The sequence below is a fragment of the Streptomyces sp. NPDC050448 genome (genome assembly GCF_040655295.1).
GTDB lineage: Bacteria > Actinomycetota > Actinomycetes > Streptomycetales > Streptomycetaceae > Streptomyces.
Window position 1 is genome coordinate 116,740 of the sequence record NZ_JBFAJR010000020.1, and the last position, 17,192, is coordinate 133,931.

The following is a 17,192-nucleotide window of genomic DNA, read 5'->3' on the forward strand; positions in this document are numbered from 1 at the left end:
CACCTGCGGGTCGGTGGTTGAGTGCGCCGCGCTCGGCCCGCGGTCCGGCGGGCGGGGGCGGGCGTCCACTGGCGCCCGTCACGGCATCGGCTGTGGCGGGCGCGGCCCCTGGTACTGCCCGCTCGGCCGCATCCGCAGCGGCCGCTCCTGGTACTCCTCCAGTGCGTGCGCGATCCAGCCCGCCGTCCGGGCCACGGCGAACACCGTCTCCCCGGCCTCCGCGGGCATCCCGCAGGACACCGTCAGCACGGCCAGCGCCAGGTCCACGTTGGCGTGCAGTCCGGGCTGCCGGGCCGCCGTCGTGGCGACGACCTCCCGGGCGGCCGCCAGTACCGGCCCGGCCTGCGGCATGCTCTCCAGCCGTGCGAACAGCGCCGTGGCCCGGGGATCCTCGCCCTCGTACAGCCGGTGCCCGAGTCCCGGCACGCGCCGGCCCGCCCGCAGGTGGTCCGCGACCACCGGCGCGGCCCCGCCCCGCTCCAGCGCCTCCGTCAGCATCCGGTGCGCGAGCCGTCCGGCCGCGCCGTGCAGCGGCCCCTCGAGCGCGCCGAGGCCGGCGGACACCGCCGCGTACGGATGAGCACGCGCCGACGCGGCCACCCGTACGGCCAGGGTCGAGGCCGCCAGATCGTGGTCGATGAGCAGCGCGAGGGCCAGGTCGAGGGCGCCCAGGGCCGCCGGGTCCGCCTCCCGCCCGGTCAGCCGGCACCACAGCTGCTCCGCGAGCGTCGCCGTCCCGGGCTGTGCCCGCCCCACCACCGGCAGGGCGGTGGCCAGCGTCGGGATCAGACAGCGCGCGGAGCCCAGTACGGCCTCCGCGGACAGGTCGAAGCGCAGGGGATCCGCCACCGCGGCGGCGGCGGCGGCCACCCGCAGCCGGTCGATCGGCCCGCTGTGCTCCGGCAGTGCGGCCACCGCGCGCCGGGCGGCGGCCAGTACCTGTGGGGGAGCGGTGAACCGCACGCCGCGCGGCAGCGTCCCGGTCCAGAGCCACTCGGCGACCTCCTCGTAGCGGTGCCGCGAGGCCAGCTCGACGGCGTCCACGCCCCGGAAGTAGTACCGGTCGGGCTCGATGAGCGTGAGCGAGGTGCGTACGGAGAGCTCCGCGCCCGCGGGCGCCGCCGCCTCGCGCCGACTGCGCCGGGCCAGGTCCTCCACCTCGCGCGCGTCGAAGCTGCTGCCGCGGCCGACCGGGTCGCGGCGGCTGGTGAGCTGGCCGCGGCTGACGTACGCGTACACGGTCGCGGGCTTCACCCCGAGCAGCTCCGCCGCCTGCCGGGTGCTGAGCCGGCGCTCGCCCTCCGCCTGGTCGTTCATGACGCTCACCCTACATATATTGATTCAATCAACATTGACAAGGATTCAATCCATCATGGATGGTCGATGCATGAACACCACCGTCGATGTGCCCCGCGGTCTCGCGGGAGTCGTGGTCACCGAGACCGAACTCGGTGACGTCCGAGGCCGCGAGGGCTTCTACCACTACCGCCAGTACTCGGCCGTCGAGCTCGCCGGGAGCCGCAGCTTCGAGGACGTGTGGCACCTGATGTTCCGCGGCGCCCTGCCCGCAGACGCCGCCGAGCGGGCCGCGTTCGCCGCCGAGATCGCCCCACTGCGCCGACTGCCCGACGCGGTCCGCGACGCACTGCCCGCCCTCGCCCGGGCCACCGCGCTCTCCGGCCCGCTCGCCGGGCTGCGGACCGCGCTCTCGCTGCTCGGCGCCTCCGCCGGTTTCCGCCCGGTGTACGACATCGACCCCGGGCGGCGGGCCGCCGACGCGCTGGCCGCCTGCGCCGCCGTACCGACCCTTCTCACCGCGCTGCACCGGCTGGGGCAGGGCCTGGAGCCGGTCGAGCCGCGCGCGGACCTCCCGTACGCCGCCAACTACCTCTACATGCTCACCGGGCAGGAGCCCGACCCGGTCAAGGCGCGGGCGGTCGAGCGGTACCTGATCTCCACCGTCGACCACGGCTTCAACGCCTCGACCTTCACCGCACGGGTGATCGCCTCCACCGGCGCGGACGTCGCCGCCTGCCTCACGGGGGCGATCGGCGCGCTCTCCGGCCCGCTGCACGGCGGTGCGCCCAGCCGGGCCCTGGACACCCTGGACGCCATCGGCACGGCGGACCGCATCGATCCGTGGATCCGCGAGCGGGTGCTCGCCGGGGACCGGATCATGGGCTTCGGGCACCCCGTGTACCGGACCGAGGACCCGCGCTCGCGGATGCTGCGGGAGATCGCGCTGCAGTTCGGCGGCCCGCTGGTGGACTTCGCCGTCGAGGTGGAGCGGCACGTCGAGGAGATCCTCGCCGAGCTCAAGCCGGGGCGGGAGCTGCACACCAACGTGGAGTTCTACGCGGGCGTGGTCATGGAGCTGTGCGGGCTGCCGCGCGAGATGTTCACCCCGACCTTCTGCGCGGCCCGTGTGGTCGGCTGGAGCGCGAACATCCTCGAACAGGCCGCCGATCCGAAGATCATCCGACCGGCTGCCCGGTACGTCGGCCCGAACCCGCCGGAGCCGGTTCCGGCGCTCGGCTGACTACGATCGGCCGAGTGAACAGCAGTCAGCCCACCCCGCGGCCCGTCCAGCCGATTCCCGTCGCCGTGCTTTCCGGATTCCTCGGATCCGGCAAGACGACGCTGCTCAACCACCTGCTCGGCAACCGGGGAGGCACCCGGATAGGGGTCGTCGTCAACGACTTCGGGTCGATCGAGATCGACGCGATGGCCGTGGCGGGCCAGGTCGGCGACTCGATGGTCTCGCTCGGCGGCGGCTGCCTGTGCTGCGCGGTCGACGGCAGCGAGCTGGACGCGTACCTGGAGAAGCTCTCCGCGCCCGTCCACCGGATCGACGTGATCGTCATCGAGGCGAGCGGGCTGGCCGAGCCCCAGGAGATGATCCGGATGCTGGTGGCCAATGAGAACCCGGCGATCCGGTACGGCGGCATGGTGCAGGTCGTGGACGCCGCGGAATTCGACGCGACCCGGGCCGAGCACCCGGAGACCGACCGCCACCTCGCCGTTGCGGACCTGGTGGTCCTCAACAAGACCGACCGGGTCGACGCCGCCGAGCGGGCCCGGATCGAGGCCGAGCTGGGCACGCTCTGCCCCGGCACGCCGGTGGTGGCCGCCGACCACGGGCGCATCGACCCCGAGCTGCTCTTCGACCGCCGCCCGTGGACCGAGACCCGGGGCCAGCTGTCCTTCGAGGACCTGATCTCGCAGGCCCGGGACGCGGACGGCGCGGACGACGCGGGCCACGAGAGCCACGAGAGCCACGAGGGGCACGAGGACCACACCGGGCACGCCCACACGGTGTACGAGAGCACGGAGTTCGTGTCCGAGCAGGCCATGAACCCGCGCCGGTTCATCGACTTCCTCGACCGGCGGCCGGCCGGGCTGTACCGGATCAAGGGCTATGCCTACTTCGGCGTCACCGGCCACGAGGAGCGCTACGAGGTCCACGCGGTCGGCCGCTTCCTCCGGTTCGTCCCGCAGCCCTGGGGCCGGGGCGAGGCCCGGCTGACCCAGCTGGTCCTGATCGGCGTCGGGACGGACGGCCCCGCCCTGCTCCGTGAGCTGGAGGCCTGCCGCGAACCGGCCCCGCAGTTCGCCCTCCCGGAGAGCATGTGGGGTGTGCTGCGCTACGTCGACCGACCCGCGCAGGAGGGCGCCGAACCGGAGCCGGACCCGCAACCGCAACCGTACGAGCCCGGGCCGTACGGCGATCCCGAATCCGAAGACCTGTAGGGCGGCGCCCGTGCCGAACGAGACGGAGCGGCCCCAAGAGGTCGACGCCGCCTTCGACCGGGGCGACCCGCTCGTCGGCGCGGCCCTCATCGCCCCCGCCCTCAAGGCCCGTGGAGCTTCGTGCCCCACCGGCGGCTGCCGTGGTGGCTGTGGCTGTGGATGTACCACTGGTCCCGGTGGGAGACCTGGCTGTGGCACGCCGACGCCGGACTGCGGTGCCTGCGGCCGTGGCCGGCGCAGGCGGGCTCAGGCGACGTCGACGCCGTACTCGCTCAGGAGGTCCTCCAGGCCGCCGCGGTAGCCCTTGCCGCCGATCACGAAGTCCCAGTCGCCGTTGGAGCGTCGCCGGAACGAGCCGAGGACCAGGGCGGTCTCGCCGGCGCGCCCGTCGGAGACGTCCAGCCGGCCGAGTTCCTCGCCGCCGGCGGACAGCAGGCGGATGTGGGCGTCGGTGAACCCGGCGAGGTCGGCGTGCGGATCGGCCTCGGGGTCGATCGCGGCGACGAGGACCAGACGGTCGGCGGGCTCGGGCAGGGCGTCGAAGGAGACCTCCAGTGCCGCCTTGTCGGGCGCCGAGTGCGTGCGCGCCCGTACCGAACCGTCCGGGGTCCGCAGGTTGTTGAAGAAGACGAAGTGCTCCTCGCTCAGCACCCGGCCGCCCTCGCAGACGAGCGCGCACACGTCCAGCGCGACGGACCCCGACCAGGACATGCCGAGCACGTTGTGGTCCGCGGGGGGAGCGGGCTCGGGCGTCCGCTGCGCCGGGGCCGCCGCGCCACCGCCGAGCCGGCCGCGCAGCCCGTACTGGTGGAGGAGCTCGACCAGGTCCGCCCCGGGAACCAACTCCAGCGGCTTGCCGTTGGCAAAGGTGTACGACCCGGGTCCGAAGGACGCGGTGGTGACCAGCACCCCCTTGTTCGCCCCCTTGTCCTGGACCGTGCCGTACAGATCACGCACGGCCGTCGGCGGCACCGTGTTCCGGTAGCGCTTGACCTGCACCACGATCCGCCCGCCCCGGATCGGCGCCGGGTCCAGCGCCTCCACGTCCACCCCGCCGTCGCCCGACCGCTGTGTGGTCACCGCCTCCATGCCCATCGCCCGGAACAACTCGGCGACCAGGTCCTCGAAGACGATCGGGTCCATCGCGAAGAGGTCCGGCTCGTCCTCGTCCGCATCGCCCGCGTGCCCGCCGTGGCTGACGACACCTCCGCCGACCTCGTCGGGGCGGCGCCCGGGGCGCACCGCCGTCAGCTGGTCCGGGCGTGCCGACAGCTGCCCGCCCAACCCCGAGACCAGACAGTCCACCGCGCTGACCTGCTCCAAGTGCAGACCGGAGAAGTCGGAGCGCGCCGCCGCCACCGCGGCCAGGACGATCCGCGCCTCCCGGCCCGTCACCGGGTCGTGGTCGTCCACGAACCCGTTGACCGCCACCGAATCCAGCGCGCCGAACTCGTCCGCCGCGAACAGCTCGCGCAGCACCAGCAGGACGCACTGCGCCAGCAGGTCCCGGTACAGCGCCCGCCGCTGAGTGGCCGGCCGGGCCGTCTCCTTGTCCTGGTCGGTGCTCGGCAGGTACCGGACCGACTTGGCCTCCGGCACCACCGCGTACCGCGGCAGCTCCCAGTCCAGGACCAACTGCCGCAGCGTCGGGTCGTATGCGGCCGCGACGTGCCGCGGCAGCTCCTCGGGCCAGGCCGTGGAGGCGTACAGGGCGGCGGAGAAGTACTCCACCGAGGCCTCCGCGTCCCCCGACCGCAGGGACCGGGCCAGTTCGGTGAGCCCGCCGTTGTGCCGCCGGACCGCGGCGAGCTGATCGGCCGCCCACCGGTCGTACTGCTGCCGGTACGCGTCGAGTTGCTGCCGGCGCTGCGCCTCCGCCGCGTGCGCGGCCTGCCAGGCCTGGGTGTACCGGGCATGGGCTTCCCGCTCCGCCTCTGCCCGCCGGTTCGATCCGAGTGTCCAGCCGCTCTGCTGCTGGAACTGCTCGAGCTGCGGCATCGGCACGGGGTGCGCGAGAGTGCCCGGATTGAAGGGTTCGAGCTGTTCGGAGCGGACCGGTGCGGACATCCGGAACGCCGGTGCCCGGCAGCCCTCGACCAGCAGCCCCTGCAGCCGGGCGACCTCCGCCTCGATCTGCTCGGTCCGCCGCCGGGCGTCCGCCTCACGGTGCTGCCGGTACGCGGCCTGCTGCTCGCGCTGACCGCGGGCCGCGTCCCGTTCGTAGGCCCGCTGCCGGCGATCGGCCTCCCGCTGCTGGATCAGCTGCGTCTGCTGCTGCCGGCGCTGGGCCTCGGCCCAGTCCCCGATCAATCCGCCCGACCGACGACTCATCAGCTGTGTACTCCCCCCACCAACACCAAGAGGGAAAACACTAGTCGGCATTCGGGTGGTACGTCCCCCGAGTCGCACCACCCGAATGCCGCCGTACGTCCTACAGCGCGCCCCCCGCCAGAGCGGCGACGACCGCGGGCAGCGCGGCCCCCGAGCCGTCACGGCGCGGGTCCACCGCCGGCAGCTCGGCCGGGGTGCCGTTCGCCGCGGCCGCGCGGACCGGCGCATTGCCGGCCCAGGCCAGCACCAGCAGGTCCTCGCCCTTCAGGAACCGCTGGCAGCGCACGCCGCCGGTGGCCCGGCCCTTGCGCGGGTACTGGTCGAACGGGGTCAGCTTCCCGGACAGCATCGAGTCGTCCAGCGTCCCGTGCGAGCCCGCCACCGTGAAGACCACGGCGTCCCGCGCGGGGTCCACCGCCGAGAAGTGGATCACCTTGGCGTTATCGGAGAGCTTGATGCCCGCCATACCGCCCGCGGGGCGGCCCTGCGGGCGCACCTGGCCCGCCGGGTAACGCAGCAGCTGGGCGTCGTCGGTGAGGAAGACCAGGTCCTCCTCGCCCGTGCGCAGTTCGACCGCGCCGACGATCCGGTCGCCCTCCTTGAGGGTGATGACCTCCAGCTCGTCCTTGTTCGCCGGGTAGTCCGGCACGACCCGCTTGACCACGCCCTGCTCGGTGCCCAGGGCCAGGCCCTGCGAGGATTCGTCCAGCGAGGTCAGACAGATCACCTTCTCGTCCGCCTCCAGCCCGGAGAGGAACTCCGAGACCGGGGCGCCGCCCGCCAGGTTCGGCGCGGCGTGGGTGTCCGGCAGCTGTGGCAGGTCGATCACCGCCAGCCGCAGCAGCCGCCCGTACGAGGTGACCACGCCGACGTCGGCCCGGGCGGTCGCGGCGACCTGCGAGACGATCAGGTCGTGCTTCGCGCGGGCGCCGCCCTCCTCCTCCGGAAGCGGGTCGCCGTTCGCGGTCCGGGCCAGCAGGCCCGTCGAGGACAGCAGGACCCGGCACGGGTCGTCCGCGACCTCCAGCGGAACCGCGGCGACCGCCGTCCCCGCCGACTCCAGCAGGACCGTACGGCGCTCGGTGCCGAACTTCTTCGCGACCGCCGCCAGTTCCGTGGAGACCAGCTTGCGCAGCTCCGTGTCGGAGTCCAGGATCCCGGTCAGCTCGTCGATCTCGCCCGTGAGGCGGTCGCGCTCGGACTCCAGCTCGATCCGGTCGAACCGGGTGAGCCGGCGCAGCGGGGTGTCCAGGATGTACTGGGTCTGGATCTCGCTCAGCGAGAAGCGCTCGATGAGCCGCTGCTTCGCCTGCGCCGAGTTGTCGCTGTCCCGGATGATCCGGATGACCTCGTCGATGTCGACCAGGGCCACCAGCAGGCCCTCGACCAGGTGCAGCCGGTCGCGCCGCTTGCCGCGGCGGAACTCGCTGCGCCGCCGCACGACCTCGAAGCGGTGGTCGAGGTAGACCTCGAGCAGCTCCTTGAGGCCCAGCGTCAGCGGCTGGCCGTCGACCAGTGCGACGTTGTTGATGCCGAAGGACTCCTCCATCGGCGTCAGCTTGTACAGCTGCTCCAGCACGGCCTCCGGGTGGAAGCCGTTCTTGATCTCGATGACCAGGCGCAGGCCGTGCGAGCGGTCCGTGAGGTCCTTGACGTCCGCGATGCCCTGGAGCCTCTTGGAGCCCACCAGGTCCTTGATCTTCGCGATGACCTTCTCGGGGCCGACCGTGAAGGGCAGTTCGGTGACGACCAGGCCCTTGCGGCGCGGCGTCACGTTCTCCACCGCAACCGTCGCGCGGATCTTGAACGTGCCCCGACCGTTCTCGTAGGCGTCCTTGATCCCCGAGAGGCCCACGATCCGGCCGCCGGTGGGCAGGTCCGGACCCGGCACGAAGCGCATCAGCGCCTCCAGGTCCGCCTGCGGGTAGCGGATCAGGTGGCGGGCGGCCGCGATGACCTCGCCCAGGTTGTGCGGGGGCATGTTCGTGGCCATGCCGACCGCGATCCCGGAGGCACCGTTGACCAGCAGGTTCGGGTACGCCGCGGGCAGCGCGACCGGCTCCTGCTCCTGGCCGTCGTAGTTGGCGGTGAAGTCGACGGTGTCCTCGTCGATCGACTCCGTCATGAGTGACGTGGCGTCCGCCATCTTGCACTCGGTGTAACGCATCGCGGCCGGCGGGTCGTCGTTGCCGAGCGAGCCGAAGTTGCCGTGGCCGTCGACGAGCGGCAGCCGCATCGAGAAGGGCTGGGCCATGCGCACGAGGGCGTCGTAGATCGACGCGTCACCGTGCGGGTGCAGCTTGCCCATGACCTCGCCGACGACGCGGGCGCACTTCACGTAGCCGCGGTCGGGGCGCAGGCCCATCTCGTTCATCTGGTAGACGATGCGCCGGTGCACCGGCTTCATACCGTCGCGGGCGTCGGGCAGGGCGCGGGAGTAGATCACCGAGTACGCGTACTCGAGGAAGGAGCCCTGCATTTCGTCGACGACGTCGATGTCGAGGATCTTCTCCTCGAAATCCTCCGGCGGCGGGGTCTTCGTGCTGCGGCGGGCCATCGCTGCGCGGCTCCTTAACCAAGAAAGAAAGTGTGCTGGGGGTCTGGCGGGTGGTCTGACAGGGGCTGACGGGGGTTGTCGCGGACCATTGTGGCCCGAGGCGCCGACAACGCCGACTCCGACCCTGGGGGTACCCCCTGGACGGAGTCCTCGGGGGAGTGTGAGCCGGGAACTTCTCCGGTCCCCGACGCGCTTGCATACAGTGGCAGGTCTGACGGAAATCTCTGCATCGCGATCGAAGGGACCACATGCCCATGGGTCACACGGCCACAGCCCAGGCCGGCTCCGGCGGCCTGACAGCGACCGAGCACCGGCTGGCCAACGGCCTGCGCGTGGTGCTCTCCGAGGATCACCTGACCCCGGTCGCCGCGGTCTGCCTCTGGTACGACGTCGGCTCGCGCCATGAAGTCAAGGGGCGGACCGGCCTGGCTCACCTCTTCGAGCACCTGATGTTCCAGGGCTCGGCGAGCGTACCCGGCAACGGACACTTCGAGCTGGTCCAGGGTGCCGGCGGTTCGCTCAACGGCACGACCAGCTTCGAGCGCACCAACTACTTCGAGACCATGCCGGCCCACCAGCTGGAGCTCGCGCTCTGGCTCGAGGCGGACCGGATGGGCTCGCTGCTCGCCGCCCTGGACGACGAGTCCATGGAGAACCAGCGCGACGTCGTCAAGAACGAGCGCCGCCAGCGGTACGACAACGTCCCGTACGGCACGGCCTTCGAGAAGCTGACCGCCCTGGCGTACCCCGAGGGCCACCCGTACCACCACACCCCGATCGGCTCCATGGCCGACCTGGACGCGGCCTCCCTGGAGGACGCCCGCTCCTTCTTCCGCACGTACTACGCGCCCAACAACGCGGTGCTGTCGGTCGTGGGCGACATCGACCCCGAGCAGGCGCTCGCCTGGGTCGAGAAGTACTTCGGGACCATTCCCGGGCACGACGGCAAGCAGCCGCCGCGCGACGGCACGCTGCCCGAGATCATGGGCCGGGAGCTGCGCGAGGAGATCGTCGAGGAGGTCCCGGCCCGCGCGCTGATGGCCGCCTACCGGCTCCCGCACGACGGCAGCCGCGAGTGCGACGCCGCCGACGTGGCGCTGACCGTCCTGGGCGGTGGCGAGTCCTCCCGGCTGCACAACCGCCTGGTACGCCGCGACCAGACGGCCGTCGCGGCAGGCTTCGGCATGCTGCGGCTCGCCGGCGCGCCCTCGCTGGGCTGGCTGGACGTGAAGACCTCCAGCGGGGTCGAGGTGCCCGACATCGAGGCGGCCGTCGACGAGGAGCTCGCGCGGTTCGCCGCCGAGGGCCCGACGGCCGAGGAGATGGAGCGCGCCCAGGCGCAGCTGGAGCGCGAGTGGCTGGACCGGCTGAGCACGGTGGCCGGCCGGGCCGACGAACTGTGCCGCTTCGCCGTGCTGTTCGGCGACCCGCAGCTGGCGCTCAGCGCCGTCCAGCGGGTCCTCGACATCACCGCCGAGGAGGTGCAGGCCGTGGCCGCGGCCCGACTGCGCCCCGACAACCGCGCGGTGCTGGTGTACGAGCCGCTTCCGGCAGAGGCCGACGAGAACGACGAGAACGAGGGGGCGGAGCAGTGAGCGACACCGCAGCCGTCACGATGACCTTCCACCCGCAGCCGCAGGCCGGCCAGGCCCGGCCGTGGGCCTTCCCTGCCCCGGAGCGCGGCTCGCTGCCCAACGGCCTGACCGTGCTGCGCTGCCACCGGCCGGGCCAGCAGGTCGTCGCCGTCGAGGTCAACCTGGCCGCCCCGCTGGACGCCGAGCCCCAGGGCCTGGACGGCGTGGCGACCATCATGGCCCGCGCGCTGTCCGAGGGCACCGACAAGCACACCGCCGAGGAGTTCGCGGCCGAGCTCGAGCGCTGCGGCGCCACGCTCGACGCGCATGCCGACCACCCGGGCGTGCGGGTCTCCCTGGAGGTCCCGGCCTCCCGGCTGGCCAAGGCGCTGGGCCTGGTCGCCGAGGCGCTGCGCGCGCCCGCCTTCGCCGACAGCGAGGTCGACCGGCTGGTGCGCAACCGGCTCGACGAGATCCCGCACGAGCTGGCCAACCCGCAGCGCCGCGCCGCCAAGGAGCTCTCCAAGCAGCTCTTCCCGTCCACCCTGCGGATGTCCCGCCCGCGCCAGGGCACCGAGGAGACGGTCGCCCGGATCGACTCCGCGGCCGTACGCGCCTTCTTCGAGGCCCACGTACGCCCCGCCACCGCCACGGCGGTGGTCGTCGGCGACCTGACCGGCATCGACCTGGACGCCGTGCTGGCGGACACCCTGGGCAGCTGGACAGGCAACTCCGCCGAGGCGCTCCCGGTGCCGCCGGTGACCGCCGACGACACCGGCCGCGTGGTCATCGTGGACCGGCCCGGCGCGGTCCAGACGCAGCTGCTCATCGGCCGGATCGGGCCGGACCGGCACGAGCGGGTCTGGGCGGCGCAGGTGCTCGGCACGTACTGCCTGGGCGGCACCCTCACCTCGCGCCTGGACAAGGTGCTGCGCGAGGAGAAGGGCTACACGTACGGCGTGCGCGCCTTCGGCCAGGTGCTGCGTTCCACCGCCGACGGCAAGGGCGCCTCGATGCTCGCCATCAGCGGCTCCGTGGACACCCCCAACACCGGCCCGGCGCTCGACGACCTCTGGAAGGTGCTCCGCACCCTCGCGGAGGGCGGCCTGACCGACGCCGAACGGGACGTGGCGGTGCAGAACTTGGTGGGCGTGGCCCCGCTGAAGTTCGAGACGGCCGCGGCCGTCGCCGGCACGCTCGCCGACCAGGTCGAGCAGGAGCTCCCGGACGACTACCAGGCCCGGTTGTACGCGCAGCTGGCCCAAACGGGCACGGTGGAGGCGACTTCGGCCGTCCTGGCCGCGTTCCCGGTGGACCGCCTGGTCACCGTCCTGGTGGGCGACGCTTCGCAGATCGAGGCGCCGGTGCGGGCGCTCGGGATCGGCGAGGTCACCGTCGTCACCAACTGACGGACATCTCAAGGGGTTCCGGTGGCTTGTCCACCGGGGCCCCTTTTGTCTGTTTGGTGGAGAGGTTGCTTGTATGTGGTGTGGCGTACGCAACAAAAAGGCGCGTCTGTTTGGCGATTGACTGATGATCCGCCTAGCGTCGGGCGTGCTGTCCGTCAGTTGTACGCGCCGCATCCGCGGCACCGGGCAGCGATCGCCGAGTCCCCGTCAGGCGCGAGCCTGGGGAGCCGGGGACCCACATGCGTCCCTGGGGTGAATCGGACCGCCTCGTCAGAGGGGGCCCGTAGGAGACCTTCCTGCTCCGAACCCGTCAGCTAACCCGGTAGGCGAGAAGGAAGGAAAGGATCAGCCCCTTCATGGCGTTTGGCAGTCGTGCCGCCGGTAAACACCGTGGTTCCAGTCGTCTGAGCCGCAAGACCGCCGGCTACGCCGGCATAGCCGCCCTCGCCACCACCGGTGTCGTCGGCTCCCTCGCAGGCCCGGCGTTCGCCGCGTCGGACAAGGCGCCCTCCATGGAGGACACCGGCCTGAACGCCGTCGTGACGGCCGAGGACGTCCCGGTCCAGATCGAGGCCCAGGCCGAGGCCCAGCAGCACGCGGCCGAGGCCGCGGCCGCCAAGGCGAAGGCGGAGGCCGACGCGAAGGCGCGCGCCGCCGAGGCCAAGGCGAAGGCCGAGGAGAAGGTGAAGGCCGAGCGCGAGGCCGCCGAGCGCGCCGCCCGCGAGGAGGAGCGCAAGCGCCTCAACACCTTCGTCGCCCCGGTCGACGGGTCCTATATCAGCACCCAGTGGCACGCAGGCGGCGGCATGTGGTCCTCCGGCAGCCACACCGGCATCGACTTCCACGCGGCCTCCGGCACCTCGGTGCACGCGGTGGGCGCCGGAACCGTGGTCGAGGCCGGCTGGGGCGGCGCGTACGGCAACAACGTCGTCATCAAGCACAACGACGGCACGTACACGCAGTACGGCCACATGACCTCGCTGGACGTCTCCGTCGGCGAGCAGGTCACCGCGGGCCAGCAGATCGGCCTGTCGGGCTCCACCGGCAACTCCAGCGGCCCGCACCTGCACTTCGAGGCCCGCACCGGCCCCCAGTACGGCTCGGACATCGACCCGGTCGCCTACCTGCGCAACCACGGCGTCGACGTCTGACCCGCAGCACTTCACCGAAGGCCCCGGCTCCCCGAGCCGGGGCCTTCGCGTTGTGGCTGTAAACATTCGCGATTTCCGTCCGCGCTCGGAAAACATCGCTTGTTGCAATAGAGTCCCAGTACGATCCCAGCACGGTCGCGGTAATGGCGTCGGCAGTCGGAAATAGGCGGAGGTCCGGACTTGCGTATTCCTGCGCACGCGGTATGCACGGCAATCCGCGACGACATCGTCTCCGGAGTCTTCGAACCGGGCGGCAGGCTGACCGAGGAGGTGCTGGCCCGCCGGTACGGCGTCTCCCGCGTCCCGGTCCGCGAGGCGCTGCGGACCCTGGAGTCCGAAGGCTTCGTCACCACCCGGCGGCATGCGGGCGCCTGCGTCGCCGAGCCCACCGAGCAGGAGGCGGCCGACCTCCTGGAGCTGCGGATGCTGCTCGAGCCGCTGGCGGCCGCCCGGGCCGCCCGCCGGCGCACCGAGGCCCACCTCAAGGTGCTGCGCGGGCTGGTCAGACTGGGCCAGGAGCGGGCCAGGCGGGGCCAGGGGGAGGATCTGCGGTCCCTGGGAGGCTGGTTCCACGAGACCCTCGCCCAGGCTTCCGGCAGCCCCGGGCTGATCGCGCTGCTCACGCAGATGCGGCACAAGGTCGCCTGGATGTACGCCGTGGAGGCGCCGGCCCGGCCCGTCGAGTCCTGGGCGGAGCACGGGGCGATCGTGGACGCGGTGGCCCGCGGGGACGCCGAGCGCGCCCGGACGCTGACGGCGGTGCACGCGGACCGGGCGGCCGGGGCGCACCGGCTGCGGGTGAGGACTTCGCAACATGCCGTAAACACGGCGAGCGGTCCGCATTAACAAATGCCGCGTATTACTGTCGGAGGCTGCTTAATGCCGGAAGTGGTTGAGGCCGTAGGCGGCAGCCGAATTCGTGGTGTGCGTGTTGTCGCCCCGCGCGGATGGCAGGAATTCCCGACGCGTCCTGAATGGGGCGTCGAACGGGGTGGGAAAACGATGAAGCCGCGGCCGCCGGAATACCGGTGGCCGCGGCTTCATCGCATGCCCGGGGGCGAACCCGAAGGGTCAGACGGTCTCGGGGAGCTCGTCGAGGCCCTCGGCGACCAGCCTCGCGAGGCGGTCGAGCGCCGCCTCGGCACCCTCGGCGTCGGACGCGAGGACGATCTCCTCGCCGCCCTGGGCGCCCAGGCCCAGCACCGCGAGCATGGACGCGGCGTTGACGGGGTTCCCGTCGGTCTTCGAGATGGTCACCGGGACGCCGGAAGCGGTCGTCGCGCGGACGAAGATCGAGGCGGGACGAGCGTGCAGGCCCTCGGCCCAGCCGACGTTGACGCGGCGCTCTGCCATGGTGATGCCCTTCAGGTTCTTACGGTTGTCTAGACCAGTCTCTCACGACGCCTCGAATGCTCCGACCGACCTCCGGCCCGAATCATCCGCCGTACGACCTACCCCAGCTTGCACCGATTTGCCCCTGCCCGCCTCGTGCGCCGCGCAGGAGCAATTCGGCCAGTCCTGGCCTTAAGATCGCCGCATGACCACCGCGTCGGACCCCTCGTACCCGGCCCACTGGGAGGCCGATGTCGTCCTGCGCGACGGCGGCACCGCCCGGATCAGGCCCATCACCACGGAGGACGCGGGCCGACTGGTCAGCTTCTACGAGCAGGTCTCCGACGAGTCGAAGTACTACCGGTTCTTCGCGCCCTACCCCCGGCTCTCCGACCGGGACGTGCACCGCTTCACGCACCACGACTACGTGGACCGGGTCGGCCTCGCGGCGACCATCGGCGAGGAGTTCATCGGCACCGTCCGCTACGACCGGATCGGCCCCGACGGCCGGCCCGCGTCCGCCCCCGCCGACGAGGCCGAGGTCGCCTTCCTCGTCCAGGACGCCCACCAGGGGCGCGGGGTCGCCTCCGCGCTCCTCGAACACATCGGCGCGGTCGCCCGCGAGCGGGGCATCCGCCGGTTCGCGGCCGAAGTGCTGCCCGCCAACAACAAGATGATCAAGGTGTTCACCGACGTCGGCTACCAGCAGAAGCGCAGCTTCGAAGACGGCTCCGTCCACCTCACCCTCGACCTCGAACCCACCGCCGAGTCCCTGGCCGTGCAGCGCGCCCGCGAGCAGCGCGCCGAAGCCCGCTCCGTGCAGCGGCTGCTGGCCCCCGGCTCGGTGGCGGTGATCGGAGTCAGCCGCTCCGGCGGAGGCGTCGGCGCGGCCGCCCTGCGGAACCTGCGCGACAGCGGCTTCCACGGCCACCTCTACGCCGTGAACGAGGCCGTCACCGCCGACCTGCTGGACGGCGTACGGGCCTACCGGGCGCTCGGCGACATCGACGCCCCGGTCGACCTCGCGGTGATCGCGATCCCCGCCGAGCGGGTCCCCGAGGCCGTGGCCGCCTGCGGCGAGCACGGGGTGCAGGGGCTGGTGGTGCTGTCCGCCGGCTACGGGGAGAGCGGCGCGGCCGGGCTCGACCGGCAGCGCGAACTGGTGCGCCAAGTGCGTTCGTACGGGATGCGGCTGATCGGGCCGAACGCGTACGGCGTGATCAACACCGCTCCGGAGGTCGGGCTCAACGCCTCCCTGACACCGGCGCCCGCGCCGATCCGGGGCCGCATCGGGCTGTTCACCCAGTCCGGGGCGATCGGCATCTCGCTGCTCTCCGCGCTGCTGCGGCGGGGCGAGGGGCTGTCGTCCTTCGTCTCGGCGGGCAACCGGGCGGACGTCTCCGGGAACGACATCCTCCAGTACTGGTACGAGGACGAGGCCACCGACGTCGCGCTGATGTACCTCGAAACCCTGGGCAACCCGCGGAAGTTCACGCGGCTCGCACGGCGGACGGCCGCCGTGAAGCCGGTGGTCGTCGCCCGAGGCGGCCGCCACACCCCGGCGGGGCACGTGGTCCCCGGGACCAGGCTTGCGGAGACCACGGTCTCGGCACTGCTGCGGCAGGCCGGGGTGATCCGGGTCGACACGGTGACGGAGCTCGTGGACGTCGGGCTGCTGCTGGCCTCGCAGCCGCTGCCGGCCGGGCCGCGCGTGGCGATCCTCGGGAACTCGGAGTCGCTGGGTGTCCTCACGTACGACGCGTGCCTCGCGCAGGGGCTGCGGCCGGCGGCCCCCCTGGACCTGACGACGGCGGCGACGCCGGAGGACTTCCGGGTGGCGCTGGGCGCGGCGCTGGGCTCCGCCGAGAACGACGCGGTGATCGTCACGGTGATCCCGTGGGTCAACCAGCAGTCGCCGCAGGACGACCTGGCCGAGGCCCTTCGGGACGCGGTGGCCGGGCATCCCGGCAAGCCGGTGGCGGTCGTGCACGTGGAGCTGGCGGAGCTCGTCGACGCCCTGTCCCCGGCGGGGGGCCTGCCCGAAGCCGGGCCCCGCCCCGACCCGGCGCGGCCAGGCCCGGCGGGTGCGCCGCCGCTTCCGGGAGAGCTTCCGGGGGCGCACCCGGGGGCGCTGCCCCTGCGCCCCCGGGGCTCGGCCTCCGGCGAGGCCGGCCCCGCCGGGCCGGACGTGCGCATTCCGGCGTATCCGGCTGCCGAGCGGGCCGTGCGGGCCGTGGCCGAGGCCGTGCGGTACGGCCAGTGGCGGCGGGCCAATGCCGAGGCCGGGCAGGTGCCCGAGTACGAGGACATCGACGAGGCCGGAGCCGCAGCCCAGCTCGCCACCTTCCTGGCCGGCGTCGGCGACGACGTGCTCACCCTCACCGAGCCCGACGCCGCCGCGCTGCTCGCCCGGTACGGGATCCGGGTGCTCCCCACCCTGCCCGCGCCGACCGCGGACGACGCGGTCCGGGCCGCCCGGGCCCTGGGCTACCCCGTCGCCCTCAAGACCACCGCCCCGCACCTTCGCCACCGCGCGGACCTCGGCGGCGTACGCCTCGACCTCGCGACCGAGGCCGATCTGCGCCGCTCGTACGAGGAGCTCACCGACCTCCTCGGAACGCCCGGCGAGCTGCTCCCCGTCGTCCAGGCCATGGTGCCCCGCGGGGTCGACACCGTCGTGCGGTCCGTCATCGACCCCGCCGCCGGCGCCGTCCTCTCCTTCGGGCTCGCCGGCGTCGCCTCCGAGCTGCTCGGCGACACCGCCCACCGCCTGGTCCCGGCCACCGACCGGGACGCCGCCGGGCTGATCCGGTCCATCCGGACCGCTCCCCTCCTGTTCGGCTGGCGGGGCAGCGACCCCGTCGACACCCCCGCCCTCGAAGAGCTCCTGCTGCGCCTGTCCCGGCTCGTGGACGCCCACCCCGAGGTGGTGGGCGTCACCCTCGAGCCCGTCGTCGTCGCCGCCAAGGGCCTCTCCGTCCTCAGCGCCACGGTCCGCGTGGCCCACCCGCCCGCCCGCACCGATCTCGGCCCTCGGACGCTCCCCAGCTACTGAGCGGGTCCGAGGCGCCCGGGGTGCCCCGTACGG

11 protein-coding genes and 1 riboswitch are annotated in these 17,192 nt (G+C 72.8%); of the genes, 7 read left to right on the plus strand and 4 right to left on the minus strand.

Features of this window, described 5'->3' with window-relative positions:
- Positions 1-78: 78 nt before the first annotated feature.
- Positions 79-1,317, minus strand: coding sequence for a citrate synthase (locus AB0I68_RS23350; protein ID WP_363179280.1), 1,239 nt, complete (start codon positions 1,315-1,317; stop codon positions 79-81).
- 55 nt (positions 1,318-1,372) lie between these two features.
- On the opposite strand from AB0I68_RS23350, the gene AB0I68_RS23355 reads away from it, so the two are divergent.
- Both AB0I68_RS23355 and AB0I68_RS23360 read left to right on the plus strand, forming a co-directional pair.
- Positions 1,373-2,539, plus strand: a complete 1,167-nt coding sequence (locus AB0I68_RS23355; protein ID WP_363179281.1) for a citrate synthase/methylcitrate synthase — start codon at positions 1,373-1,375, stop codon at positions 2,537-2,539.
- Between the two features lie 14 nt (positions 2,540-2,553).
- Positions 2,554-3,750, plus strand: a complete 1,197-nt coding sequence (locus tag AB0I68_RS23360; protein ID WP_363179282.1) for a GTP-binding protein — start codon at positions 2,554-2,556, stop codon at positions 3,748-3,750.
- Between the two features lie 246 nt (positions 3,751-3,996).
- Here the strand turns inward: AB0I68_RS23360 and AB0I68_RS23365 are convergent, their stop codons facing one another.
- Complete coding sequence (locus tag AB0I68_RS23365) at positions 3,997-6,081, minus strand: restriction endonuclease (protein WP_363179283.1); 2,085 nt, start codon at positions 6,079-6,081, stop codon at positions 3,997-3,999.
- A 100-nt stretch (positions 6,082-6,181) separates the two neighbouring features.
- Positions 6,182-8,638, minus strand: coding sequence for a DNA topoisomerase IV subunit A (locus AB0I68_RS23370; RefSeq protein ID WP_363179284.1), 2,457 nt, complete (start codon positions 8,636-8,638; stop codon positions 6,182-6,184).
- Positions 8,639-8,892: 254 nt separating this feature from the next.
- Between AB0I68_RS23370 and AB0I68_RS23375 the strand changes: the two genes are divergently transcribed.
- The 4 genes from AB0I68_RS23375 (at position 8,893) to AB0I68_RS23390 (ending at position 13,618) form a co-directional block, all read left to right on the plus strand.
- Positions 8,893-10,233, plus strand: a complete 1,341-nt coding sequence (locus AB0I68_RS23375; RefSeq protein ID WP_363179285.1) for a pitrilysin family protein — start codon at positions 8,893-8,895, stop codon at positions 10,231-10,233.
- 20 nt (positions 10,234-10,253) lie between these two features.
- Positions 10,254-11,621 (plus strand): pitrilysin family protein, encoded by a 1,368-nt coding sequence (locus tag AB0I68_RS23380; RefSeq protein WP_363179304.1) that lies wholly within the window; start codon positions 10,254-10,256, stop codon positions 11,619-11,621.
- A gap of 184 nt (positions 11,622-11,805) precedes the next feature.
- Positions 11,806-11,964: riboswitch (cyclic di-AMP (ydaO/yuaA leader) on the plus strand.
- Positions 11,965-11,977: 13 nt separating this feature from the next.
- On the plus strand, positions 11,978-12,772 hold the full coding sequence (locus AB0I68_RS23385; protein ID WP_363179286.1) for a M23 family metallopeptidase: 795 nt from the start codon (positions 11,978-11,980) through the stop codon (positions 12,770-12,772).
- Between the two features lie 180 nt (positions 12,773-12,952).
- Entirely contained in the window at positions 12,953-13,618 is a 666-nt protein-coding gene (locus AB0I68_RS23390; RefSeq protein ID WP_363179287.1) for a GntR family transcriptional regulator, read from the plus strand.
- 225 nt (positions 13,619-13,843) lie between these two features.
- Here the strand turns inward: AB0I68_RS23390 and AB0I68_RS23395 are convergent, their stop codons facing one another.
- Positions 13,844-14,125 carry an HPr family phosphocarrier protein gene (locus tag AB0I68_RS23395; protein WP_363179288.1) on the minus strand — a complete coding sequence of 94 codons (282 nt, stop codon included), beginning with the start codon at positions 14,123-14,125 and terminating at the stop codon, positions 13,844-13,846.
- 184 nt (positions 14,126-14,309) lie between these two features.
- Here AB0I68_RS23395 and AB0I68_RS23400 point away from each other — a divergent pair, with 184 nt between their 5' ends.
- Entirely contained in the window at positions 14,310-17,159 is a 2,850-nt protein-coding gene (locus AB0I68_RS23400; protein ID WP_363179289.1) for a GNAT family N-acetyltransferase, read from the plus strand.
- The last annotated feature ends 33 nt before the right edge of the window (positions 17,160-17,192 follow it).

What these genes read in the sequence shown, in the direction of transcription:
- AB0I68_RS23350 (WP_363179280.1), bottom strand. Translation starts at nt 1,317, where the DNA reads ATGAACGACCAGGCGGAGGGCGAGCGCCGGCTCAGCACCCGGCAGGCG.
- AB0I68_RS23355 (WP_363179281.1), top strand. Translation starts at nt 1,373, where the DNA reads ATGGATGGTCGATGCATGAACACCACCGTCGATGTGCCCCGCGGTCTC.
- AB0I68_RS23365 (WP_363179283.1), bottom strand. Translation starts at nt 6,081, where the DNA reads ATGAGTCGTCGGTCGGGCGGATTGATCGGGGACTGGGCCGAGGCCCAG.
- AB0I68_RS23370 (WP_363179284.1), bottom strand. Translation starts at nt 8,638, where the DNA reads ATGGCCCGCCGCAGCACGAAGACCCCGCCGCCGGAGGATTTCGAGGAG.
- AB0I68_RS23375 (WP_363179285.1), top strand. Translation starts at nt 8,893, where the DNA reads ATGGGTCACACGGCCACAGCCCAGGCCGGCTCCGGCGGCCTGACAGCG.
- AB0I68_RS23380 (WP_363179304.1), top strand. Translation starts at nt 10,254, where the DNA reads ATGACCTTCCACCCGCAGCCGCAGGCCGGCCAGGCCCGGCCGTGGGCC.
- AB0I68_RS23385 (WP_363179286.1), top strand. Translation starts at nt 11,978, where the DNA reads ATGGCGTTTGGCAGTCGTGCCGCCGGTAAACACCGTGGTTCCAGTCGT.
- AB0I68_RS23395 (WP_363179288.1), bottom strand. Translation starts at nt 14,125, where the DNA reads ATGGCAGAGCGCCGCGTCAACGTCGGCTGGGCCGAGGGCCTGCACGCT.
- AB0I68_RS23400 (WP_363179289.1), top strand. Translation starts at nt 14,310, where the DNA reads ATGACCACCGCGTCGGACCCCTCGTACCCGGCCCACTGGGAGGCCGAT.